Annotated in this window: 17 protein-coding genes and 3 pseudogenes; 10 read left to right on the top strand and 10 right to left on the bottom strand. The window is 65.7% G+C overall.

The features are described 5' to 3' along the window. Positions 1-24: 24 nt before the first annotated feature. The 3 genes from ACSQ3N_RS01625 to ACSQ3N_RS01635 all read right to left on the bottom strand — a co-directional run bounded on the left by ACSQ3N_RS01625 (position 25) and on the right by ACSQ3N_RS01635 (position 3,843). Complete coding sequence (locus ACSQ3N_RS01625) at positions 25-1,260, bottom strand: HAMP domain-containing sensor histidine kinase (protein WP_056164883.1); 1,236 nt, start codon at positions 1,258-1,260, stop codon at positions 25-27. A 3-nt stretch (positions 1,261-1,263) separates the two neighbouring features. Further along, positions 1,264-1,983, bottom strand: coding sequence for a response regulator (locus ACSQ3N_RS01630; RefSeq protein ID WP_056164882.1), 720 nt, complete (start codon positions 1,981-1,983; stop codon positions 1,264-1,266). Between the two features lie 204 nt (positions 1,984-2,187). Further along, positions 2,188-3,843 carry a hypothetical protein gene (locus ACSQ3N_RS01635; protein ID WP_056164880.1) on the bottom strand — a complete coding sequence of 552 codons (1,656 nt, stop codon included), beginning with the start codon at positions 3,841-3,843 and terminating at the stop codon, positions 2,188-2,190. Positions 3,844-4,014: 171 nt separating this feature from the next. Here ACSQ3N_RS01635 and ACSQ3N_RS01640 point away from each other — a divergent pair, with 171 nt between their 5' ends. From ACSQ3N_RS01640 to ACSQ3N_RS01650, 3 genes and pseudogenes are all read left to right on the top strand, one after another. Further along, a complete protein-coding gene (locus ACSQ3N_RS01640; protein ID WP_436145431.1) occupies positions 4,015-6,177 on the top strand; it encodes a hypothetical protein in 2,163 nt (720 codons plus the stop codon). A 141-nt stretch (positions 6,178-6,318) separates the two neighbouring features. Continuing rightward, positions 6,319-6,996, top strand: coding sequence for a response regulator (locus ACSQ3N_RS01645; protein ID WP_436145432.1), 678 nt, complete (start codon positions 6,319-6,321; stop codon positions 6,994-6,996). A gap of 1,624 nt (positions 6,997-8,620) precedes the next feature. After that, positions 8,621-8,848: pseudogene (locus ACSQ3N_RS01650) on the top strand (ATP-binding protein); the annotation flags it as partial. A gap of 10 nt (positions 8,849-8,858) precedes the next feature. On the opposite strand, the gene ACSQ3N_RS01655 reads toward ACSQ3N_RS01650, so the two are convergent. After that, positions 8,859-10,298: an AmpG family muropeptide MFS transporter gene (locus ACSQ3N_RS01655; RefSeq protein ID WP_436145433.1), complete on the bottom strand. Its 1,440-nt coding sequence runs from the start codon at positions 10,296-10,298 to the stop codon at positions 8,859-8,861. A 166-nt stretch (positions 10,299-10,464) separates the two neighbouring features. Between ACSQ3N_RS01655 and ACSQ3N_RS01660 the strand changes: the two genes are divergently transcribed. Further along, positions 10,465-11,313, top strand: a complete 849-nt coding sequence (locus ACSQ3N_RS01660) for a M48 family metallopeptidase (protein WP_436145434.1) — start codon at positions 10,465-10,467, stop codon at positions 11,311-11,313. Here the strand turns inward: ACSQ3N_RS01660 and ACSQ3N_RS01665 are convergent. Further along, entirely contained in the window at positions 11,289-12,401 is a 1,113-nt protein-coding gene (locus tag ACSQ3N_RS01665; protein WP_436145435.1) for a GGDEF domain-containing protein, read from the bottom strand. The genes ACSQ3N_RS01660 and ACSQ3N_RS01665 overlap by 25 nt on opposite strands. A gap of 283 nt (positions 12,402-12,684) precedes the next feature. Continuing rightward, positions 12,685-13,323: an MBL fold metallo-hydrolase gene (locus ACSQ3N_RS01670; protein ID WP_436145436.1), complete on the bottom strand. Its 639-nt coding sequence runs from the start codon at positions 13,321-13,323 to the stop codon at positions 12,685-12,687. A 241-nt stretch (positions 13,324-13,564) separates the two neighbouring features. On the opposite strand from ACSQ3N_RS01670, the gene ACSQ3N_RS01675 reads away from it, so the two are divergent. Then, a complete protein-coding gene (locus ACSQ3N_RS01675) occupies positions 13,565-14,101 on the top strand; it encodes a pyridoxamine 5'-phosphate oxidase family protein (RefSeq protein WP_436145437.1) in 537 nt (178 codons plus the stop codon). Then, positions 14,098-15,009 (top strand): YihY/virulence factor BrkB family protein, encoded by a 912-nt coding sequence (locus ACSQ3N_RS01680; RefSeq protein ID WP_056164864.1) that lies wholly within the window; start codon positions 14,098-14,100, stop codon positions 15,007-15,009. The genes ACSQ3N_RS01675 and ACSQ3N_RS01680 overlap by 4 nt, the downstream gene beginning before the upstream one ends. On the opposite strand, the pseudogene ACSQ3N_RS01685 reads toward ACSQ3N_RS01680, so the two are convergent. The 3 genes and pseudogenes from ACSQ3N_RS01685 to ACSQ3N_RS01695 form a co-directional block, all read right to left on the bottom strand. Next, positions 14,999-15,118 (bottom strand): annotated as a pseudogene (locus ACSQ3N_RS01685) (exodeoxyribonuclease III); the annotation flags it as partial. The gene ACSQ3N_RS01680 and the pseudogene ACSQ3N_RS01685 sit on opposite strands and share 11 nt — an antisense overlap. Positions 15,119-15,225: 107 nt before the next feature. After that, positions 15,226-18,036: an SIR2 family protein gene (locus ACSQ3N_RS01690; protein WP_056164863.1), complete on the bottom strand. Its 2,811-nt coding sequence runs from the start codon at positions 18,034-18,036 to the stop codon at positions 15,226-15,228. Positions 18,037-18,125: 89 nt separating this feature from the next. Then, positions 18,126-18,239, bottom strand: a pseudogene (locus ACSQ3N_RS01695) (exodeoxyribonuclease III); the annotation flags it as partial. Positions 18,240-18,272: 33 nt separating this feature from the next. On the opposite strand from ACSQ3N_RS01695, the gene ACSQ3N_RS01700 reads away from it, so the two are divergent. Beyond that, positions 18,273-19,844, top strand: coding sequence for a recombinase family protein (locus tag ACSQ3N_RS01700; RefSeq protein WP_436145438.1), 1,572 nt, complete (start codon positions 18,273-18,275; stop codon positions 19,842-19,844). 33 nt (positions 19,845-19,877) lie between these two features. Here ACSQ3N_RS01700 and ACSQ3N_RS01705 read toward each other — a convergent pair whose 3' ends face one another. Continuing rightward, entirely contained in the window at positions 19,878-20,141 is a 264-nt protein-coding gene (locus ACSQ3N_RS01705) for a helix-turn-helix domain-containing protein (protein WP_436145439.1), read from the bottom strand. 250 nt (positions 20,142-20,391) lie between these two features. Here ACSQ3N_RS01705 and ACSQ3N_RS01710 point away from each other — a divergent pair, with 250 nt between their 5' ends. Genes ACSQ3N_RS01710 through ACSQ3N_RS01720 form a run of 3 tightly spaced genes read left to right on the top strand, consistent with a single transcriptional unit; the run spans position 20,392 to position 22,385 of the window. After that, on the top strand, positions 20,392-20,943 hold the full coding sequence (locus ACSQ3N_RS01710) for a hypothetical protein (RefSeq protein WP_436145440.1): 552 nt from the start codon (positions 20,392-20,394) through the stop codon (positions 20,941-20,943). Between the two features lie 38 nt (positions 20,944-20,981). Next, positions 20,982-21,377 (top strand): hypothetical protein, encoded by a 396-nt coding sequence (locus ACSQ3N_RS01715; RefSeq protein WP_436145441.1) that lies wholly within the window; start codon positions 20,982-20,984, stop codon positions 21,375-21,377. A gap of 30 nt (positions 21,378-21,407) precedes the next feature. Then, positions 21,408-22,385: a hypothetical protein gene (locus ACSQ3N_RS01720; protein ID WP_436145442.1), complete on the top strand. Its 978-nt coding sequence runs from the start codon at positions 21,408-21,410 to the stop codon at positions 22,383-22,385. The last annotated feature ends 108 nt before the right edge of the window (positions 22,386-22,493 follow it).

Here is a 22,493-nt window from a genome sequence, read left to right on the forward strand (position 1 = left end):
TTGCCCATCAAGCGCTACCAGCTATCAATGTGATAGCGGAAGCCTCAGCACGAAGCACGCGCCGCCACCGTCGCGGTCCTCGCAGTGCACGGTGCCGTTGTGGCGCCCGGCGATGGAGCGCACCAGCGCCAGACCCAGGCCCACGCCACCGGCGCGTTCGCTGGCGCCCGGCAGTCGGTAGAAGGGCTCGAAGATACGTTCGCGGTGCGTCAGCGGCACACCGGGGCCGCGGTCGCACACGCGCACTTCGGCGTGGCCCTGGCGGCGGTTGACCACCACGGTGATTTCGCCCGTACTGTAGCGGCGCGCGTTCTCCAGCAGGTTGCGGATGGCGCGGCGCAGCAGTTTGGACACACCCATCACGTCCACCGAATCGGGGCTGGCGCTCACGTCCAGGTCGGCGTCCACACGGGCGCATTCTTCGGCGGACAGGCCGATCAGGTCCACCAGCTCCACGGTGCCCACATCGGCCTCGTGCGCATCCAGGCGGCTGGCCAGCAGGATCTCGTCCACCAGCTGGTCCAGCTCGGCGATGTTGCGCAGGATCTCCTCGCGGAATGCGGGCGAGGGCTGTTGCCCGACCATGAGCTCCATGCCCATGCGGATGCGGGTGAGCGGCGAGCGCAGCTCGTGCGAGGCATTGGCCAGCAGCGACTTGTGCGACTTGACGAGTTTCTCCACCCGCTCCGCCGCAGCGTTGAACTGGCGCGCCAGGTCGGCCACCTCGTCCTGCCCCTGCTCGGGCACGCGCACCGAGAGGTCGCCTTCGCCAAAACGCTGCACGCTGCGCTGCAGCGCCTCCAGCCGCAGCGTGAGGCGCCGGATGATGGGGTACACGCCGATCGCCACCGCCAGGCCCACGATGCCCAGCAGCCACAAAAATCCGAAGGGCGGGCGGGTCCAGAAAGCGTCGCCGGGCCGGCCGCCGCCGCCCCGTTCACCGCGCTCGCCCCGGGGCTGGCGCGGCGCCATCTGCAGCACGAAGGGCTGTCCGTCTTCGGATTCGATGTTGAATTCCGCCCCTTCGCCCGGCTCGCTGGGCTGGCGTGTGGCCAGGCCGCGCAGCACCACGTTGCCCGTGTTGTCGCGCAGCACCATCTCGCGCGACGGGGGCACGAAGGGCTGTGCATTCTGGGCTTTTTGCTCCTCGGCCATGCGCCAGGCCCAGCCCACGGACAGCGTCAGCACCGCAATGCCGCCGACCACGGCCAGCCAGATGCGCAGATACAGGCGGCGGGAGAACGGTGTGGACAGGGACACCCGCTAGTCCTGCTGTTTGGCAAACACGTAGCCCACACCGCGCACGGTGAGGATGCGGCGCGGGTTCTTCGCATCGACCTCGATGGCTGCGCGGATGCGGCCCATGTGCACGTCGATGCTGCGGTCAAACGCCTCCAGCTCGCGGCCGCGCACGGCTTCCATGATCTGGTCGCGGGTCAGCACCCGGCCCGCGCGCTCGGCCAGCGCCACGAGCAGGTCGAATTGGTAGGAGGTGAGGTCGGCCAGCTGGCCGGCCACGGTGACGGTGCGCGCGTCGCGGTCGATCTCGAGCGTGCCGAAGCGCAGCGCCTGCGTGGCTGGCGTGCTGCCGCCATCGGTGCGCCGGCGCAGGATGGCGCGGATGCGGGCCAGCAGCTCGCGCGGCTCGAAGGGTTTGGGCAGATAGTCGTCGGCGCCCAGCTCCAGGCCGATGATGCGGTCCATGGGGTCGCCCTTGGCAGTCAGCATCAGCACCGGCACCTGCGCCGCGCTGCCTTGCAGCGAGCGGATGCGGCGGCACACCTCCAGCCCGTCCATGTCGGGCAGCATCAGGTCCAGGATCACCAGGTCGGGCAGCGCACCGGCCTCGGGCCCTTGCAGTTGCGCCAGGCCGCTTTTGCCATCGGCACGGTGCGTGACCTGCAGGCCCGACTGGCCCAGGTACTCACCCACCATCTGCGCGAGGCGGGCATCGTCTTCGATCATCAGCAGTTGGGAGCTCATGGGGGCAGTGTAGTAGCGGGTGCCACTCATGGTCGCGAGGCGGGGTCACGCGGTTTTGTCGGTCAGGTAAAGCTTCCGTAAAGCAAGCACTGCGGGTTGCGGATGTGCGTGTGCCTGCATTGCAGCGCGTGCCCATAAAAAAGGCTCCCCGCAGGGAGCCGGAAAACGTGCCCTTGGCAGCACGCGGGGTGTGTTCCGTCTCGCTCAAATCCCGAGCTTTGCGCGCAGGGCTGCCCACGCAGTGGCGTTCAGGCGGCGCGATGCGGTGAAGTTGAAGTCGACGCCGGTCTTGGTTTCGCGGGTCTGGAACACGCGGCTGCCGCTGGCGATGGTCGGCGCGTTGGCCACCTCGGAGTACGAGCGGGTGTGGCCCATGGTGGTGGGCGCGTGTCCGGCAAAGCGCATCACCCGCGCGCCGTGCAAGGTCGCGATGGAGTACGTGCCGGTCTGCGTGGCCGTGCAGTTGGAGATCACGGTCTGCGTGCTGTTGAGGTCGCATTCGTAGAACTGCACGGTGCCGGCCGTGGCGCTGGTCGTGCCGGTGAAGGCCACCCGCAGCGAGCGCGCGGGGCCGCTGGAGATGCCCAGGGACAGGGTGCCGGCACCCGTGCTCAGCACCACTGAGGACGCGGGCCGGGCCGTGATCATCTGCTCCAGGGTCGCTTCGCTGGCAGGCCGCGCATCGGCCGCAATGCTGTTGATGAAGACGGGCTGTGCGAGCGAAAGGTTGTAGCGCGTGTGCAGCCGGGAGCCGGCGGGGAAGGTGGCAGTGCCCACCGCGTTGAGCAGGTCGCTGGTGGAGGCGCCGTTGTTGTTGATGGTGTTCGTCTCGGCGTTGGCCTGGAGCGCGGTCACCACGCTGGACATGGTGCGCGTGTCGATGTCCTCGCGCGCCGTGAAGCCGACCTGCGTCAAGACCCCGCAGAAGCTGTTGCGGTTGGGTGTACCGACGGTGCCCTGCAGCAGGATGGTGTCGTCGCAGCGCTGCCAGCCGGTGGCCGTCAGGTAGGCCTGGTTGTAGAGCGTGCTCGCGGGCGTTGGCGAGCCGGCCGTGACACCGCCGCGCACGTCCCGCAAGGTGGTCCCTGCCGTGCCGCTGGCCTTGGCGATAGTGTCGATGGTGCGGTACGAGTAGTTGGCCGCATCGGCGTAGATGAAGCTCGACAGATCTCCAGCAGTAGCAGTGACCGCCGCCTGCTGGTCGCCGACCACCAGAGGCGCGCCTTCTTCCAGGCCTGCAGCCACCACCTTGGCCATGCTGCGCGCGCTGTCGAGCATGACGCCGGCCGTGGGGGCGTCGTCCTGGTAGTTGTCGATCTTGGCGGGGGCAATCGCCAGCTGCAGGGCGGCATTGCTGCGCGCCGAGGCTTCGGTCATGCCTGCGGTGATGCCCGCGGCCACCAGGGTGGTCAGCGGGTTGATCTGCCCGCTCTTGCCTGGCACCTGGCGCAGCACGTAGCGCGCGGCGGTGTTGCCCTCCGTCGTGTCGGCGGCGTCGATGGTGGTATTGGCGTCGGCCAGGGCTCCGGGCACCATGGGTGCTATCAGCGATGCGGCGGCGACCTGCGTCGTGCTGACCTGCGCGGTGTCATACGTCAGGGTGTAGGCGCCGTCGGCGCCGGTGCGGGCCGAGGCAGGCTCGCTGGCGTCGCAGGTGCTGTTGCTGTTCAGGTCCAGGCAGACGACGGCGTTGCGGATGGCCTGGTCGACGACCACTGTGCCGGTCAGCGTGACCTTGGTGTCCGGCGCTGGTGCAGGAGGGGCGGTGTCGTCGGAGGATGACCCGCCGCCGCAGGCCGTGAGGGTCAGGGCCAAGGCGCCGCCGAGTGCCAGCGCCAGGGTGGGGGAAGAAGTGTGCATGGAGTCGCTCCTGATCATGGTTGGGGAAGGTGAAGATGCCGTCACCGCGGGCGCTCGATGGCGATGCTCAGCGGTTACCTGACTGTCTGCAAATGCGCTGCGCGGCGCATCCCATGAACATGGGGGCCGGCCTTCTTGTGCGCTGGCAGGTTTGCCCCTACGCTGGGGCGCATGAAAATCGTCTTCACTTCCTGCATGGACGCAGAGCGCGTTGCGGACCAACCGATATGGAAGCGCATCGCAGAGCACGAGCAGCCCGACGTGCTGATGCTGCTGGGCGATCAGATCTACATGGACTGGGGGCTGGGCGCAGGCGCGACGGACTGGCGGTCGCTGATCGCCGCCAAGCCGGCCGCGGGCCTCACGGCGTACGCCGCCGACATGCACCGCCGCTATGCGCTGCAGTGGGATGTGGCGTCTTTCAGGGAGCTGGTCTGCGGCTTTGCGGGGCGCGCGGACCGGGCGCGGCTGCTGCTCACCTGGGACGACCACGACTACGCCTGGAACAACAGCCTGGGCGTGGATGGCTTGGATGGCTTGGATGGGGCGGGAGAAGCCTATCGCCACGGCGTACCTGCGCGGGTGAAGGCGGTCTCGCGCCGTCTGTTCGCGCAGTTCGAGCACCAGTTGCGCACGGCCAGCGTGGGCGATGCCTATCCCGCTCTGCCTGCTGGATGGGACGGCCCGCTGCCCGCCGGCACCGCAGACCTGTTCTGGTCGGGCGCGCTCGGCGGTTTGCAGGGGCCGCCCTGCCTGCTGCTGGACACCCGCTGGCATCGCCAGGCCAGAGCCGTGGGTGCCAGCATCCTTGGCGCCGACCAGGCCCATGCGTTGCTGGGTGCCGCGGGGGAGCCGGGCGCCGGCCTGCTGCTGGTGGCTGCTGGCACGCCCATGGCGCACCGCTATCTGCTGTCCCAGCAGGGATGGCATGCCGAGGGCGGTCCGAGCTACGTGGAGTTCGACGGCACCCTGCGCGCGGCCCGCAGGCCGGTGCTCTTCATCGGCGGCGATGTGCATGGCAACGCCTGGAGCGGGCGCTTGCCCTGCGCAGACGGCACGCCCAGCCGCGTGGTGCAGGCACTGTCGTCCGGCGCGGCCATTGGCCGGTACGGACCCAAGCGCTTCGCACCTTCTTACGGCGCGATCACGGTGCCGGACACCTGGCGCACGGGAGGCGCTGTGCAGTTGCAACTGTGGGCCCAGTCGCGCGAGGGGTCATGGGAGCCTGATCCGCCCGTGCCCGCGTTGCCCTTTGACGCCAACGACTGGACGCAGCCGCTGCATGCACAGGCGCAAAGCCGCGTGGAGGCTGCTGCGGATGACCAGCCAGTGGCCATGCTGGCCGCGCGCACCCGCACCGGGGCTTACCGGGGGAAGACCGCGGTGTCATTGCCCCAGGGGCTGGACGACCTGAATGCCGTGTACCTGGAGCAGCCCTTGCAGGACGGCCACTATGCCGAGCCACTGCATTGGCACGTGGCGCCGGATGGTGCCGCCTTCCTGCACGGCGAGGCCGACCTCGGGCGGCCCGACGACTGGCCTGCCGCAACGCGCCGGCTGGTGCAGTCCGCGTTCGATCGCGCGTTGGAGCAGCCGGGCACGACGTCGGTCGTGCTGTTCATCCACGGCTTTGGCAAGTCACCCGCACTGGGGCTTGCACAGGCCTACGGCTTGCGTGCCACGTACCCGGGATGCGAGCCGATTCTGTACGAGTGGGAGGCGGGGCGCGGCGGCGGGGTGCTTGCGGTGCTCGGTGGCGTACCGCGCGCCCGGCAGGGCGCAGAGGGCGGTGCCTTTGCGCTGGCGACGGTGCTGCACGCCTTCAACCTGGTGGCGGCATTGCCAGCCTATGCCGGGCTTGCCAAGGTGGTCCTCGCACGCAGTGCAGGGTGCCTCGCGCTGCACCACGCGCTGGACCGCATGGGCGTGGGTGGCCAGCGGCTGGGCCACGTGGACCGCATCGTGCTGTCGGCCCCTATGCTCAAGGCCTTCGAGTACAGACGCCAGGCGGGGCTGGGCGGGCTCGACGTGCCGGTGGTGATGACGCGCAACCGCCACGACCAGACCCTCCGATTCGCCGACTGGTTCGATGGCGTGGGCGCGCTGCTGGGGCTGGACGAGACTTTCGTGCCCGCGCGCCAGAGTCATGCCTGTGTGGATTTTTCAGAGAGCGCAGGCGTAGGGTCGCTGCACGACTACCTGCTGCTGCGCATCAACCCACAGCAGCACCGGCTGCAAGAGCAGCTGTTGTGCCAGCGCGAGTTTGCGTGGTCCGATGCCGTAGGTGGCGGCCTGGTATCGCCAGGCGACGCGGGAGTCTTTCATGTGCCTTGACCGAGGGATTGGCGCTGTGGATGTGGCGGGGGTGGCGGGGGCGATGGTGCCAATGGCGCTACCGGTGCTGCCGATGGCACTTGTCATGCTGATGGCACAGATGGCATTGATTCCACCGGTGGTGACTGCCGGAGCTTCCCATTGAGCGCCGCGCACCACAACACCTTGCCGGGCCCGGCCATCTCAGTGGCCCTGGTGGAGGACGACCCGCGCACCCGCGCACGGCTGGTGCGGGCCCTGGCCCGGGCGCCGCGCCTGAGCCTGGCTTTCACCGCCGCCACCGTGGGCGAGATGGTGGGCTGGCTGCACGACAACAGCGTGGATGTGCTGCTCGTGGACCTGGGCCTGCCGGACGGCTCTGGCCTGGAAGTTATCCGCCAGTGCCGCGCGCTGTCTCCGGTCACTGAAGTCATGGTCATCACCATGTTCGGCGACGAGGCCAACATGATGAATGCCTTTGAAGCCGGTGCGCGCGGCTACCTGCTCAAGGACGGGACGGAGGACGACCTGGCGCAGCACGTGCTGAGCCTGCGTGCGGGCGGCTCGCCCATGACGCCGATCATCGCGCGGCAATTGCTCGCCAGGCTGTCGCCGCGCCCGGCCGTGCCCCACAGCCTGGCGGCGGCCGATACGCTCACGGCGCGCGAGCAGGATATTCTGGCGAAGCTCGCACGTGGCTACACCTATGCCGAGGTCGCAGAACTCCTGGGCATCGCGCCCTCCACCGTCCAGTCCCATGTCAAGAACATCTACAGCAAGCTGGCCGTCCATTCCAAAGCCGAGGCCATCTTCGAGGCGCGGCAGATGGGGCTTTTGTAGCCGCACTTCGGCCCGCGCGCGCGGCGGTGTGGCGCTGTGCCGGTGGGTGCTGTGCCGGTGGGTGCTGTGGCCGGTGCTCTGGGTCGTGCTTGCATCGTGGGCAGGGCTCGCGGGTGCACAAGATGCGGATCACGACGCCGCACCGGCCTCTGCCGCACAGCCCGGCGTGCACGTGCTGCACAAAGCCGTCGCGTACCTGGAGCCCGAGGGCGCGGCGCCCTGGTCCGGCACGTTGACGCTGCCCCACCGGTGGGACAAGGCGTTCGCGGGCCTGTCCGGGAAGGCGCGCTATGTGCTGGAGATCCCTCCCGTGCCCAAGGGCAGCCCGCTGTCGGGCGTCTATTTCCCGCGGATCGGAAACCAGGTGGAGGTGTATGTGGGCGGCGAGTTGCTCATGCACCGCGGGGTACTGGGAGACACCCGCACCGACGCCGCCAAGTCGCCGCTGTGGATGCCGGTGCCCGCGAGTTTTCTGTCCGACGTGGAGCCCACCCCGCTCGAGGTGCGCGTGACCGCGCAACCCGGGCGCTGGGGTGGACTGGCCACGCCTCAATTCGGGCCCGAGGCAAGTCTGCTGCCCGAGTATCACGAGCGCTATGTCTGGCGGCAGTGGGCTGCGGTCGGCGTCGTGTTTTCACTGGCGCTCACCGGGGTGATTGCCGGTGGGCTGTGGCGCTTGAACCGCGAGCCGGTGTATGGGTACTTTGCGCTGTGCGCACCGTTTGGCATCGTGCGGTATGGCGACAGGCTGTGGGAGACACCGCCCATAGGCTGGCCGCTGTGGGGCGGCCTCATGGCTTTTGCATTGGCCATCCATCTGCTGCTGCTCACCCGCTTCGCGCTGGCGATGGTGGGGTGCGATGGACCGCGCGTGCGCCAGGGATTCTGGGCATGGCTGGTGGTGGAGGTCGTGGTGATCTCGGGCGCGTTCGGAGCGGGCGTGCCCTGGCTCTGGACGCTGGGCCTGGCGCTGTTGTTTCCGCCCGCGTTCTTTGCCTACGCTTTGTCGACCCGGCACGCGGTGGTGACGCGCGAGCCCGAGGCGATCGCGCTGTGCCTGGCCAGCTTCATCCCGGTCGGCGCGAGCATCTACGACTTCATCGCGGTGCGCATTCCCAGTGCGGGGCAGGGCCGCACCACGGTGCTGCCCCTGGCCACCATGCTGTTTGTGCTGCTGGTGGGCTGGCTCATCCTGAGCCGCTACGGCCGGCAGGCGCGCGCCTACCAGGGCCTGAGCAACTCGCTCGACGAGAAGGTGCGCCAGCGCGAGCGCGAACTGCAGGTCAGCTACGACCTGCTGCAGCAAGAACACGCCCAGCACGCTGCGCTGCAGGAGCGCCAGCGCATCATGCGTGACATTCACGACGGCGTGGGCTCGCAGCTGGTGGGCTTGCTCAGCCTCATCGGCAAGGGCCGCGCCAGCCGCGCCGAACTGCGCGAACACGCCAATGCCGCGCTCGATGAACTGCGCATGGCGGTGGACGCGATGCAGCCGGTGGATGGCGACCTGGCCACGGTGCTGGCCACCCTGCGCTACCGGCTGCAGCCGCGCCTGGCAGCCACGGGCATCCAGGTGGACTGGCAGGTGCAGGAGCTGCCGCCGCTCGACACCCTCACGCCGCACATGGTGCTGCAGATCCAGCGCATCCTGCTGGAAGCCTTTACCAATGTGCTGCGGCATGCCCAGGCCACCAGCGTTCGGGTGAGTGCGCGGCACGATGCCGACCCGCAGCACCCGCCACCGTGCCTGGTGCTCGAGATCGCCGACAACGGCGTGGGCATGGAGGGCGCCGCACTGGCACGGGGCCAGGGGCTGGCCAACATGCGCGCCAGGGCCCAGGCCATCGGCGCGCTGCTGGAGGTCACGGCTGCGCCGGGCCAGGGGACGTGTGTGCAGATTGCATTGCCTGTGGTGCCGCAGGTGCCCGCACCCGCGATGCCAGCGCCACCAGCACCAGCACCGGCAGCCCCAGCAGCGCCGTCGACGTGAAGAAGTGCGCGTAGCCAAACGCGTTGACGTAGTCGCCTGAAAACCCCGCGACGAACTTGGGTAGCAGCAGCATCATGGAGCTGAACAGCGCGTACTGCGTGGCCGAATAGCTCACGTTGGTCAGGCTCGACAGGTAGGCGATGAACGCGGCCGAGGCGATGCCGCTGGCCAGGTTGTCGGCCGAGACCACGGCGATCAGCGCGGTCACATCGTGCCCATGCCCTGCGAGCCAGGCGAACAGCAGATTGCTGCCCGCGCTCAGGATGGCGCCCAGCATCAGGATGCGCATCACGCCGAAGCGCATCGACAGCACGCCGCCCACGAAGGCGCCGGCCAGGGTCATGATGACGCCGTACACCTTGGTGACGGCGGCCACCTCGTCCTTGGTGAAGCCCATGTCCACATAGAACGGGTTGGCCATGATGCCCATCACCACGTCGCTGATGCGGTAGACGGCGATCAGCGCCAGGATCAGCGCCGCATGCCAGCCGTAGCGGCGCAGGAAGTCGGCAAACGGCTCGACCATCGCGCCCTGGATCCACTCGGCCGCGTTCTTTGCCGGGGGGAGCTGCACCGGCGCGGGCTCGCGCGAGAACAGCACCGTGACCACGCCCACGGCCATCGAGGCGGCCATCACCAGGTAGGCCGTTCGCCAGGCGCCATTCTGGTAGGCCGCAGCACCTTGGGCGATGGCTTGGCCGAGGGCGGGCGCGACCTCAGAGCGCGCCGCGATCCACAACACGCCGGCGCCGGCCCAGATCATCGCAAGGCGGTAGCCGGTCTGGTAGGAAGCGGCCAGCGCCGCCTGGTGGTTGGCATCGGCCGATTCGATGCGGAACGCGTCGAGCGCGATGTCCTGCGTGGCCGAGCCGAACGCCACCGCCAGCGCGCACCACACGATGGGCCCGAGGGTCAGGCGCGGGTCGCAGACCGCCATGCCGATCAGCCCGCCCACCACAATGGCCTGCGACACCAGCAGCCAGCTGCGGCGCCGGCCCAGCAGCGCGGTCAGCCCGGGGATGGGCATGCGGTCCACCAGCGGCGCCCACACCCATTTGAAGCCGTAGGCCAGACCCACCCAGCTCAGGTAGCCGATGGTGCTGCGGTCGATGCCCGCCTCACGCAGGCGGAACGACAGCGTGCCCAGCACCAGCAGCAGCGGCAGCCCGGCCGCGAAGCCGAGCGTGAGCATGCGCAGGCTGGCGGGCTCCAGGTACACGCGCAGCGTCTGCAGCCAGGGGGTGCGGCGGGGCACTTCGGGGGGCAGGGCGGGGCTGTTGGCGGTGGAATGGTTGGCGGAGGTGTCTGACATGGGCGCCCGGGGGTTTTGTCTATCATCGCTGACACCTTGCAGCCGGCCCGCCCGCCTTCATCTGGCAGGCAGTGCCGCTGCTCGGGGACACGGCCTGTGCCGTGCTGTCCTGCGTCAGTGCAGTTGCCTATTATTCCCTTGCCCTCTTCCCTTCAGGTGATCCGGTATGTGCCTTCTGTGCCCCACGCCTTCCGTTGCTCCCTCGTCGCCCTGGTCCGCGCGCCGCGGCTTCCTGCTGGCCGCCGGTGCCACCGCTGCTGCGCCCGTGCTGGCGCAGGTGGATGTGGGCACGGCGTCCAGCGTGCGCAAGCTGATCCCGGCGGAAACGCTGGAGGCCTCTGCCGCGCAGCAGTACCGCCAGATGCTCGAGCAAGCCAAGGCCAAGCGCGCGCTAGCGCCGGAGGGCCACCCCCAGCTGCAGCGCCTGCATGCCATCGCCAAGCGCCTGATCCCCTACACCGCGCCGTGGAACGACCGCGCCAAGCAGTGGCGCTGGGAGGTCAACCTGATCGGCAGCCAGCAGATCAACGCCTTTTGTATGCCTGGCGGCAAGATCGCCTTCTACACCGGCATCCTCGAGCAGCTCAAGCTCACCGACGATGAGACCGCGATGATCATGGGCCACGAAATGGCCCACGGCCTGCGCGAGCATGCGCGCGAACGCCTGGCCAAGACCCAGGGCACCAACCTGGCGCTGCGCCTGGGCTCGCAACTGCTGGGGCTGGGCGATCTGGGCCAGGCCGCGGCCGGCCTGGGCGGGCAGCTGCTCACGCTGCAGTTCAGCCGGTCGGACGAGAGCGAGGCCGACCTGGTGGGGTTGGAGCTGGCGGCCCGTGGCGGGTTCGACCCCGCGGCGTCGGTGAGCCTGTGGAAGAAGATGGGCAGTGCCACGGGCAGCAAGCAGGGTGGACTGGCCTTCCTGTCCACCCACCCCTCGGGCCCCGCGCGCATCAAGGAACTGGAGATGAACGTGCCCAAGGTGCAAAAGCTCTACGAAGCGGCACGCAAGGGCTGAGCGGTCACGCGGTTGCGGCCGTCGTGCTTGCTGCGGTACAGCGCCTTGTCGGCGCGCGCGATGGCCGCAGGCAGGTCGTCGCTGCTGGCCACCTGCGCCACGCCGAACGACATCGTCAGCGGCACAGGCAAACCCTGGTGGTCCAGGGCGATCCGCTCGATGGCCGCGCGGATGCGCTCCGCCACCTCCACGGCAGATGCCAGCGAACTGGCCGGCATGAGCGCCAGAAACTCTTCGCCGCCCCAGCGCGCGAGCACGTCGCTTTCGCGCAGTTGCCCGGCAAGCACCTGCGCCACGGCCACCAGCACGCGATCCCCCGCCGCGTGGCCGTGGCGGTCGTTCACCTGCTTGAAATGGTCGATGTCGCACAGCATCAGCGCCACTGGCTCGCCCGTGCGCTGGATGCGGGTGAGCGTGTGCCCGGCCAGCGTCTGGAAGTGCGCCCGGTTGTTCAGGCCCGTCAGCGCGTCGAGCGTGGCCTGCTTGAGCAGGCGGTTTTCGGCGATCAGGATGGTGCGCCGGTAGAACGCCGCCAGGGCGGCGAACATACCGAAGACCACGCACACGTGCAACACGTTGACGATCTGCTGCCCCTGCCCGGCCAGCGGTGCCAGTGGGCCCAGGTGGTCGCACGCCAGGCGCAACCCCAGGTAGTAGGCCAGCAGCGCCAGCACCACGGGGACGGCGTAGCGGCCGGAGTTGGCGATCACCACCGCAGGAATGAACAGCCACAGGTAGTAGTGAAAGCCGCTGTCCCAGCCCACCAGCAGCGATCCCAGCGCGGAGTGCGCGATCACCTCCAGCCAGATGAGGAGGATGCCGGCCGTGTTGCGCCGCCGCTGGATGAGCGCATAGGCGCACAGGTACATCGCGATGCTGACCACGTTGACCAGTGCGAGCGGCACCGACCCCAGCCAGAGAAACAGCGCGATGTACAGCGTATCGATGCAGGCGGCGGTCAGTGCTACCCGCTGCGCCATCGCCCAGTAGGCCTTGCCCGCCACGCTGGAGCCGCGCTGGGCGGGTTCGTAGGGACGTGGTGCACGGGCCGGGGGAGCGGGTGGGGAGGAGCTTGCAGAGGAATCCATGGCGTGCGGCAGCCGAAGGGGCGCCTGCCGCCCCAGTGCGTTAACAAAATGTCACATCCTAGGCCGCGCGTGCGCGTGGCATCCGCAGATCAGGGCGGCGAAAACCGGTCAGTTGCCGGAAAGCCTGCCTTGGTGGACCCTGGGTGCAAGGCCCGGGCGGCAGCGCATGCATCGGCGTTCCCCGCTGGGATGTGAATGCTCCTTTTTTGATAGCTGCTACCGCTTGCGCAGTGAGCGGCAGGGTCCAAAAAGAACCCTCAGGCCTTATTGCGCCGCAGGCTGATCAGGTCCCGCCTACGTAGGGATTGCTCTGGCGCTCCCGCCCGAAGGTGCTTTCCGGGCCATGCCCGGGGATGAACACAGTCTGGTCGCCCATGGGCCACAGCCGCTGGGTGATGCTGTCGATCAAATCCTGGTGGTTGCCCATCGGAAAATCCGTGCGGCCGATGCTGCCCGCAAACAGCACGTCGCCGACGAAGGCGCGGTCGATCTGCGGGGCGTGGAACACCACGTGGCCGGGCGTGTGGCCAGGGCAATGGCGCACCTGCAGCGTCTCGTTGCCGATCTGCACCGTGTCGCCATCGGCCAGCCAGCGCGTGGGCGTGAAGGGCTGCGCCGGCGGAAAGCCGAACATCGCGCTTTGCTGCGGCAGCCCGTCGATCCAGAACTGATCGCCAGGGTGGGGGCCGACGATGGGCAGGGTCAGCCGCTGCGCCAGCTCCCCCGTGCCACCCGCATGGTCGATGTGCGCATGCGTGAGCCAGATCTGCTCCAGTGCAAGGCCCAAACGCTCGGTCTCGGCCAAGAGGGTGTCCAGATCGCCGCCCGGGTCGATGACGGCGGCCTTGCGGGTGGCATCGCACCAGACGAGGGAGCAGTTCTGTTGAAACGCCGTGACGGGGACGGTGAGGTAGCGGAGCATGAAGAAGGGTGTGTGGGTGCAGACAATGGCGCGATTTTGCCGACAAAGCAGGGACCGCTGGTTCATAAAGATGGAGCGATGCGATCTGGTGGGCGAAAGAGCCGCGCGAAGCAAGAAGTCTTGAGCCCTCCCTGCTGGCGTTCCCACGCACCGAGAGGGCAACTGCAAGGGACGGGCTCCTACAGTCCCAGCCACGGTGTTCAGGCTCAATTCCGACCTTCATACCCATTCGGAGATTGCCATGGATTCGATCAACCAGAACCAGCCCGAGGACACCCACAAGCACCTGAGCGGTACCGATGCCACGCAGCGTATCCGGGACATGGCCGAGGATGCCAAGTCGTGCTTCCTTTGCACCAACGCTCCCCACAGCGAAACGCGCGGGACGCGCCCGATGGGTGTGGAGAAGGTGGACGAGGCGGGGCATCTGTGGTTCCTCAGCGCGTCCGACAGCCACAAGAACCGCGAGATCGAGGCGGACCCGCAAGTGCGGATTTTCATGCAGGCCTCCAAGCACTCGGGGTTTCTGGTGCTCGACGGCAAGGCCAGCATCCACCGCGACCAGGCCCTGATCGATGAGCTGTGGGACCCCATCATGAAAACCTGGTTTACCGAGGGCAAGGATGACCCGCGCATCACGGTGATCCAGGTTGCGCCGGTGTCCGGGTACTACTGGGACACCAAGCACGGCAGTCTCGTGGCCGCCACCAAGATGGTGATCGGCGCTGCCATCGGCAAGACGCTGGACGACTCGGTGGAAGGGCAGCTTCGCCCATGATGCAGGGCTTGCGGCGCCTGGGCCGCGCCATCACCGGCCTCCCGGTGGTGGGCGTGCTCATTCTGGCGACACGCAACTATGTCTTGCACCAAAGTGCCAACCAGGCGGGCAGCCTGGCGTTCTCTGCGGTGCTGGCGATGTTCCCGCTGCTGCTGCTGTTGTCGGCGGCCGCCGGCTTTGTCGGCCAGCCCGGCGACGCGGCAGCACTGGCCGAACGCATACTGGGCTATGCGCCGCAGTTGGTGCGCGATGTGATGCAGCCCGTGGTGCAGCAGGTGCTGGCCCAGCGCAACGAGGCACTGCTCACCGTGGGGCTGGCCGTCACGTTGTGGACCAGTTCTTCCGGCATGCAGGCGGTGCGCTCGGCGCTCAACCGCTCGTACGGCATCGACAGGGGTCTGCCGTTCTGGAAGGCGCGCATCAAGTCCACACTGTTCACCGTGGTGGTGGGCTCGGGGCTGCTGCTGGTGTTCAGCTCGGTGATCGTCATGCCGCGTGTCTGGCAGTTCGTGGTCACCAATGTCGCGGCGGACGGCGAAGAGGTGATCTGGCTGTACGACAGCGTGCGCTATGGGGCCGCCTATCTCACGCTGGTCGTGCTGTACGCCCTGCTCTATGGCTGGTTGCCCGACATTCCGCAGCGCGTCGCCACGGTGCTGCCGGGCGCTTTGATCGGTGCCGGGCTGTGGGTGGCCGCTGCGGCCACGCTGTCGTACACGCTGCGCACGGCGGGCAAGCTGGTGCTGATCTACGGCAGCTTTGCAGGGGTGGTCGCCACGCTCGTATTTTTGTATGTGAGCGCGACCACACTGATCTATGGCGCGGAGATCAATGCGGTCATCCGCGAGCGCAAGTTACAGCCCCAGCCGAAGCTCAAGCCCGGTGGGCCGTTGCCCGCTACAGACTGAAGTCGTAGTCCACCGTGATCGGTGCGTGGTCCGAAAACTTCTCGCCCTTGTAGATGGATTCGCTGCGCGCCAGCGCGGCCAATGCCGGCGTGGCCAGGTGGTAGTCAATGCTACAAAAAACCTGCACCCGACCGTACGCTCGGCAACTTGACCTTTGGCTGGCTGCGGCATGTCGCGGACTTGAGCCAAGCCCGGAACAGGAGCGGCAACGCGAGCTTAGTTTGCCGTGCCGAGAAGTCCTCGAAGACCCTCAAAGGAGACCCTGTTCGGGTCCGCCAAGCCTTTCAGGACCGGGTCTTCGACCAGCCGCCCGGCACTGACTATTCCCGCAGCGAGCCAGCCGATGGCTTCGGCACTGTCTTTGGGGCGTGGAGTTCCAATGCGGTCAGCGTCTTTGTCGTACCTTTCGAAGTAGCTTAGTGATTTGCTGTCACTTCTGGTGAGGCGCCCCAGGTAGGCGACGGCGCGCCTAGCCAGCGCAAAGGGGCAACTGGGCTGGGATGTTGCAAGCTTGCTGAAGGCCACACCAAGTCCGGCGAAGGTTCTCTTAGCACGGTCCATCGTAATGGTGATTGGCCGGAAGTGATCCGACACCGAAAGCCCCTGGACCCATGCGTCCGCTCCATGATTTGTTCCGTGCTTTCCGGTCGATCCCTCCGCGACGCCCCATTCGTGCCAATAGCCACGAATGACGTCTTCGTAGTCCACTTTCGTCGGCGCATCCTTTAGGTGATCTCTGAACACATCGATTGCGTCGTCATACTGGCCGGCCAATCGATAGGCGTTACCCAGGCCCACCACGCAAGCCAACCACTCCGGCTTGCACTCGAGGGCAGTGCGAGCCGCCGACAGTCCTGCAGCGGTGCGATCGTTCTCGGGAATGGACTTTGGCAGGTCGTCACGCAACCTGGGACCAGCGTGGACCACCTTGGAGAACCAAAACATCGGCAACCGTTGCTCGCGATCCGTCCTGACCGTATGGCGCACAAGGGTAGACCAGATCTCAGCCAAGTCCATGCCGAAAGTGGAATGCGCTTCGGTCACGATTGCCATGGCCACGCGGGTGTGCCGTGTGACGATGCAGCCCGCACTCCTGACGGCGATAGACTCCTCCCCGAGCGGGCGCACCACGCGCGTTTGAATGCGCTCGCGGGGTACGGACAGCAGGTCGGCCAGGACGGCTTCATGGATACCAGCAATACCCACGGCGTGGCAGACCGCGATGTAAACGGCAGCGTCGAGAAGATTGTTCGCGCTCCCTTCGATGTGGATGTCGCGCAGATGGATGAGCAACTCGCGGACGTGGGTGAGCAGGCCCGCATCGTCGAAGCGCACAGCGAGCAGACCACCGAAGAGGGAGCCATCTCCGCGCCGCGTGGCTGCTTCCTTTGAGGCGAGCAGCAAGGCCGTGGTGCGCGATTCGAGGCCGTCGATTTCGGCTAGTTTCCCCAGGCCTTGTGGCCCAAACCGGCCCCAGGCGTCAACAATCAGTTGCGCATCCTCCGCGCTGACATGTCTGAGCATGATTTCGGGCTGAACCTTCAGCCACTGGCGCCACGGCGCCTCATGGGCGCGCACGGCGCGCCAGTCGGTGTCGCGCGCCGCCAGAAGGAAATCGACATTGGCTTGCCCGGCTCCGTGCATGGAGCGTGCACAAGCCGCCAAATCGCGGGCGGCGCTGTCGGCGTCATCCGCCACGATTAGCCACTGCGTGTCTGTTGCCAATCTGGACAAGTCGGCAGGCGTCAGCGTAGCCTCCGGCGATGCGCGCCAGAGGACGGTCCAATCGCCGCTGCGCACGAAATCTGCAGCCGCCTGGAGCAGCACTGTGGTCTTGCCCTCTCCACCCGCAGCCGTGATCAGCTGCATGCTCCCAACATCGGCCAAATCGGTCAGTTGGCTCGGCCATTTCGCCAGCATCTTGACCACTTCGCGGCGCGGAATGGCATCCGACACTGCGTGCCGCCACGTCGGTACGGCACCGTCAAAATAGCGAACTACCTGTTCTTGGCTCAGCGGCTTCAGCGCCGCGAGGTAGGCCGGATCGACCAAATCCCAACCTGGGATAGGTGACTTGGCGGCCTTCGCGGTGCTCGCGACAGAGACACTTGGTGCGCAGAGGTCCGAGAAGATTGAATGGCAGTCGATACCCCCATAGGCGATGAACCGGCCGCGTCGAATAGCGGGCTGGATGCGAGAGATCAGCCTCGCATAGCGGCTGGCGATCGCAGAAGGATCGCTTTCGTAAAAGCACCACACAATGTTAACTTTGGCTTCGTCGTCATCGAGGAGGCCTGCCAAAGCATCCGTGAACACGTCGTCCCAACCCGCATAGGCGGCAACGACCAACGTGTGCGCGCGCAAGAGATTCTGTAGGGAGGCTTTCAGCTTCGGCCTGGGGCTCGTGAGCTGCGTAGCGGTGTGCAAGGTATCGGACTCGCGCCAATACCCATGCAGATGAACGATCTGAACATGGCCAGGTTGCGCTTCGACGCTTCTGCCCGCACTCCCGTCGGAGTCCAGCACACGTATGCTGGCTCGGCCACCGCTGCCTTCAATGGCGAGCGACAGCAGTGGATCGAAGTTCGTGGTCAGAATCGGCCCGGTGAACTTCTCGTTTTGGGTGACGACCAGCTTCGCCAGATCGCGCGTCCCCCTAGGAAGCATCCAGTCGCCAGCTACGCCATCACCCACAAAATGAGAAGCGGCACCGCTCTTTCGCGCCTTGAGTACCGCGCGCTGGATCACTCTATTAACGGCGTCTTGGCCCAAGTTGCCCTGAAGCCACCGCATGCCCGTCTGGTACTTGTCGGCAGGTGTTGCGCCGCTGAGATCGGCGTCGTATCGTCCGCACTCGGTAGGGGCCTTTGCGGCGATTTCGTCGCGAACAAACTTAAGCATGTCGGAAACGCCAGGTACTCCTCCGGACAAATCGACGGAAAGCGCCGATCCCACGAGAAACGCGATCGGCCTATCGGTGGACCGTAGGGCGGTCAGCAGCGCCACCTTTGGATGTATGTCAATCATCTTCTTGTCCCATGGTCGTTCCACAATGCCAGGCCGGCAGCCATTGCGGATCGATTATCTAAGGTGAATGAAGCCATCGAGGCTGCTAGTCAAAGTTCGAAGTCGTAGTCGATCGTCAGCGGCGCATGGTCGCTGAACTTCACGTCCTTGTAGATGGTCGCTGTCAGCGCCTTCTCCGCCAGGGCCGGAGAGGCCAAGTGGTAGATGATGTGTCAAAAAACCCGCAAAATTCAGGCATGACTACCACCCGCGTTTACTCTTACCGTCGCTTCTCATCAGGACGCCAAGCACACGGCCACAGTCTCGAACGGCAGACCGCATCAGCGCGGGCATGGTGCGTTGAACACGGCTACGAGCTCGACGAAGAGTTCGAGCTATCCGACATGGCAACTTCGGCCTACACGGGGAAAAATGCCACGGACGGAGCACTGGCAGCGTTCCTGCTGGCGGCAAAGGGCGGAAAGGTGCCCAGCGGCTCCATTTTGCTGGTGGAAAGCCTGGATCGCCTGTCTCGGAACCACCTGACCGAAGCGATTGCCCTACTTACATCAATTGTCCAAGCGGGCATCAGGGTGGTCTCGCTACTGGATGGCAAGGAGTGGAACCGAGAAAACATCAACGACACCATGAACTTCATGCTGTCCGTGCTGTTGTTCGCCCGTGCCCATGAGGAAAGCGCTACGAAGGCGAAGCGCGTGCGAGCAGCCTTTGCAAAAAAGCGGGACGCTGGCTTGGCGGTTGTTTCGCATGGCCACGGGCCGGGATGGGCGTATCCACGAGAAGACCGGCAAGGCTGGGAGTTGGACGAAGCGAAGGCGGAGTCCGTGCGTAAAGTCTTTGAGCATGTGGCGGGTGGGCTGGGAGGCATCGCCATAGCGAGAACCGCCAATGCCGAAGGGTGGACGCTTCCATGGCGGGACCGAGCCAATACAAATACGCGTTGGGAGCACACACAGGTTAGCCGGTTGGTCCGCGACCGTCGCGTGTTAGGAGAGTGGCAGCCCAAACAAATGGTCGAAGGCTCGCTGGAAGCACTCGGCGAGCCCGTGCTCGACTACTTCCCCCGTGTCATCACGGATGAGCTCTGGGGGAAAGTGCATGTCGCTCTGGACAATCGTACCGGGATACCGCGCATACGCGGGGTGAAGGCTGACGTTTTGGCGGGCCTCTTCTATTGCAAGTGTGGGGAGAAGATGCAGCGCAAAGCCCCATGGAAGCGAGGCTATGCCCGCTACTACTGTCTTGGTCAAATTGCGGGCAAAAGTGACTGCCGATCCATCAGTGAAGCAGCCATCATCGACCACGGATTTTCTTGGCTGGCAACGTTGGAGTTTGGCCAGTTCCAAGAAACCGAAGCGCTGAGGCTTGCACGTGCGGCTATCGACGAAGCAGTGGCCAAGCTGGCGGAACTCGACGAACGTGCCGCGCGGTTCATGGATGCAATCGAGGCAGGCAGTGGCCAGGGCATAAAGCTCATCACCGAACGTCTGCGGCGTATTGAATCCGAGCAGGACGCTCTGCAAGCAGTGCTCACTCAGCGCCGAGCAGAGTTGGCGGCTGCTCCAAAAGCTGGGGTCGACTTCGGCGCGCTTTTCGCTTACGACGTTCGCGCGGCTGTGACGGACAGAGATGCGGTCAAAGAGCGGCATCGCATTGCTACGGCACTGAACCGACTACTAATTAAGGTAGTGTGGGACCCACGCGGCCTCCTGATGATGTACACCAGAGACGGTGGCATGGCTACCTACCTATTCAAAAAGGGAGAGCTGGACAGAGCACCTCGGCGTGATCGCAGTGCAGCGAACTAGCAGCCGTCGTGAGCACCGCTGTTTTCACATTCTTTAAGAGGTGCCTGAGCGCTTCGCCGCTGGCCCTGCCAATAGCTTATCTAGCGCAACACCAGGTTCTGTGCCGCATGCCTGGCACCAGCGTGCATAGAGCAGTACATCCACGAAATTTTCTCCACGTTCAAGCTTGGACACATAAGACTGCCCAACTCCAAGGGCGACCGCCATCTGCTCCTGGGTAAGTCCAGACCGCCGCCTTAATTCGCGAAGTAACGCACGGATTTCGTCGTAATCGACGTGATACAGAGAGGTGTCCATGCCTCTCATCGTTTAGTCTCGGTCGGAATAGTCGTAACGCGACTATTTGATTTACGATCTCTCTAAGCGCGGCACAGTGCCGCCACCAACCGAGGAGGAAACCATCCATGAAACGAGCCCTGGCAATCCTGGCCGCAGCCCTTGTGCTGTCCGCCTGTTCTACGTCCACCACCCCCACCGCCGCGCATTCCGCGCGCTGGGACGTCTCCGGCCACATGGCCGACTGATGCAGGCGGCCCCCATGCGCAAAATGACCATCGTCAAAATCGCCGCCGCTGTGCTTTTCGCCCTGTGGCTCTTCTTCGGCGACGGCAAGACCTCGCACCGCTTCGTGGTGCTGGTGGCCGTCGTCGTCGGCTACCAGGTCTACTCTCGCGTCAAGACTCAGCACGCCATTCAGGAGGGCGCGCGGCTGGGAATGATTGAGTTGATGCAGCAGCACGACTTCAAGCCCGAGCACCAGCACTTCCATTCGAGTGGCAACCAAGTCTCGGGCGTTGCCATCCGCGCTGACGACCCCCGCATAGTCCTGGCCTCCGCTGGCGTACCTGCCAGGCTCTTTCACCGCAGCGACGTTCTCGGACTGGCGTCCGAGAAAGGCAAAGAGAAGGAGTTGCAGTTCAAGCTCCTGTCCATGACCGGAGCCGGCGACAAGCAGGTCAACAAAGACGTGTACGTGGTGGACGTGTCTGTGAAGGACTTGGACACCCCGCGCTACAAGCTGTACTTCCAAGACGCGGAGCACATGCGCCAGTGGGAGAACCGCCTGGCCGCTTGGCTCGACATGCACGCCACGGCGTGAGCCGCTGCACCCCTATCCCATCACTTTCCGTGTACCCCATGAAACTCATCCAAACCTTGTTGATCCTGGCCCTCTCGCTCGTCCTCGCCGCGTGCTCGGGCGCCCCGTCGGACAGCGACGTGCGTGCCGTCACCAGCCAGTCAGAAAAGCAAATGGACCAACAACTCGCGCCCCTGGGCTTGAAGTGGAGCGACGTCTTTGAGACCGACGTGAAGGTCAAGAACAAGGCCAAGCAAGACGACGGCCGCTGGCTGGTCGAGGCCGACACCACGATCACCGCCAAGAAGGACATGAAGGAACTGCCAGAGAACGCGCAATTCACCGTGTTCAGCCTGTTTGGCGACATCAAGAAGGGCCAGCCCATCGGGGGCGGGGCCGTGACCACGAAGTTCTACATGCAGAAGGGCGACAACGGCTGGATGGCCGTGCGATAGCGCACCAATTATTCAAGACACCTACCCATCATGAACATCCAAGAATTCGTTCGTGAGCATGTGGCGCCGGTCAACGCGGTGGTCTTCACCTCGGTTACCGTCGCCGGAATCCTGGACTTCCTGGCGCCCCGCGCGCCGTTCCTGGCCTGGGTCAGCTACGCACTGGCGGGCTTGGTCATCCTGGCCATGGTGCTGGAAGTGCGCGCCCGGCGCACGGGCACCAATGGCAATGCCTGGTATGTACGTACCCTGGCACGGCTGCGGCAGCCTCCTGGCCCGCTGTGGAAGTCCCCGGCCTGGCAGGTCTTCGGCATCGTCGTCGTCATCGCGCTGCTTCTCGGGCAAGCCTCCAAGGCCCGTGCAGACAGTGGCGGGCTCATCGCCAGCGCTGCGCCCAGCGTACGCAACGTGCAGGCACTATTGCTGGGCGTACAGCAGGACAGCCAGCACATACGCGCGACCGTGGACAACATGGCGCCTAAGGTCGATGCCATCCAGGCGTCGGTGGGCACCATGGAGGCCATGCTCAAAGAGCCGCGCGACTACCTGGCAGAGGGGGACTATCCGTACCTGCAAAAGCTCGTCGCATCGGGCAAGAAGCTGCCGCAGGACCAATGGATGCTGCTGCTGGGCTTGAACCAGAAACGCCCCGACCGCTTCGAGCTGTTGCGCCTCTATATGGACCAAGGACTCGACATTCGCCAGCCGGTGCCGGTCCTGTCCAACGTGGTGCTGGGCTCGCGCATCAACGACCTGCCGACACTACGCAACCTGGACAAGCTGGACGCATGGGCCAGGAAGCGCACGCAGTTGCCGAGCATCGGGCTGGCGTTTGTGTGTGAGCGGATGGACCTGCTGGCGTATGCGTACATCGCCGATGACAAGCCGTTGGCGGACTGGCTCATCAAGCAAGGGTTGAACCCCAAGCAGGAGTACCCGTGCGCCTACATCGACAAGCCGATGACGAGCCAGAACATCCAGACCATTGTGGTTTCGAAGCTGTACTGAGCGACTGAAGCGAATGCAAGCCTCAACACTGCGAAGCTAGCTTTAATGACGCATGTTGAAAGCAGTCTTCGTGAGGGCAAAGCCGCTAGTGTCGATCAACTGCTGATG

This window comes from Acidovorax sp. LjRoot194 (assembly GCF_964253015.1).
Lineage (GTDB): Bacteria > Pseudomonadota > Gammaproteobacteria > Burkholderiales > Burkholderiaceae_C > Acidovorax.

Coding starts and splice junctions, on each gene's coding strand:
- ACSQ3N_RS01660 (WP_436145434.1), top strand. CDS start 10,465: ATGTGCCTTCTGTGCCCCACGCCTTCCGTTGCTCCCTCGTCGCCCTGG.
- ACSQ3N_RS01705 (WP_436145439.1), bottom strand. CDS start 20,141: ATGGACACCTCTCTGTATCACGTCGATTACGACGAAATCCGTGCGTTA.
- ACSQ3N_RS01680 (WP_056164864.1), top strand. CDS start 14,098: ATGATGCAGGGCTTGCGGCGCCTGGGCCGCGCCATCACCGGCCTCCCG.
- ACSQ3N_RS01670 (WP_436145436.1), bottom strand. CDS start 13,323: ATGCTCCGCTACCTCACCGTCCCCGTCACGGCGTTTCAACAGAACTGC.
- ACSQ3N_RS01675 (WP_436145437.1), top strand. CDS start 13,565: ATGGATTCGATCAACCAGAACCAGCCCGAGGACACCCACAAGCACCTG.
- ACSQ3N_RS01665 (WP_436145435.1), bottom strand. CDS start 12,401: ATGGATTCCTCTGCAAGCTCCTCCCCACCCGCTCCCCCGGCCCGTGCA.
- ACSQ3N_RS01710 (WP_436145440.1), top strand. CDS start 20,392: ATGACCATCGTCAAAATCGCCGCCGCTGTGCTTTTCGCCCTGTGGCTC.
- ACSQ3N_RS01635 (WP_056164880.1), bottom strand. CDS start 3,843: ATGCACACTTCTTCCCCCACCCTGGCGCTGGCACTCGGCGGCGCCTTG.
- ACSQ3N_RS01640 (WP_436145431.1), top strand. CDS start 4,015: ATGAAAATCGTCTTCACTTCCTGCATGGACGCAGAGCGCGTTGCGGAC.
- ACSQ3N_RS01720 (WP_436145442.1), top strand. CDS start 21,408: ATGAACATCCAAGAATTCGTTCGTGAGCATGTGGCGCCGGTCAACGCG.
- ACSQ3N_RS01700 (WP_436145438.1), top strand. CDS start 18,273: ATGACTACCACCCGCGTTTACTCTTACCGTCGCTTCTCATCAGGACGC.
- ACSQ3N_RS01690 (WP_056164863.1), bottom strand. CDS start 18,036: ATGATTGACATACATCCAAAGGTGGCGCTGCTGACCGCCCTACGGTCC.
- ACSQ3N_RS01715 (WP_436145441.1), top strand. CDS start 20,982: ATGAAACTCATCCAAACCTTGTTGATCCTGGCCCTCTCGCTCGTCCTC.
- ACSQ3N_RS01630 (WP_056164882.1), bottom strand. CDS start 1,983: ATGAGCTCCCAACTGCTGATGATCGAAGACGATGCCCGCCTCGCGCAG.
- ACSQ3N_RS01655 (WP_436145433.1), bottom strand. CDS start 10,298: ATGTCAGACACCTCCGCCAACCATTCCACCGCCAACAGCCCCGCCCTG.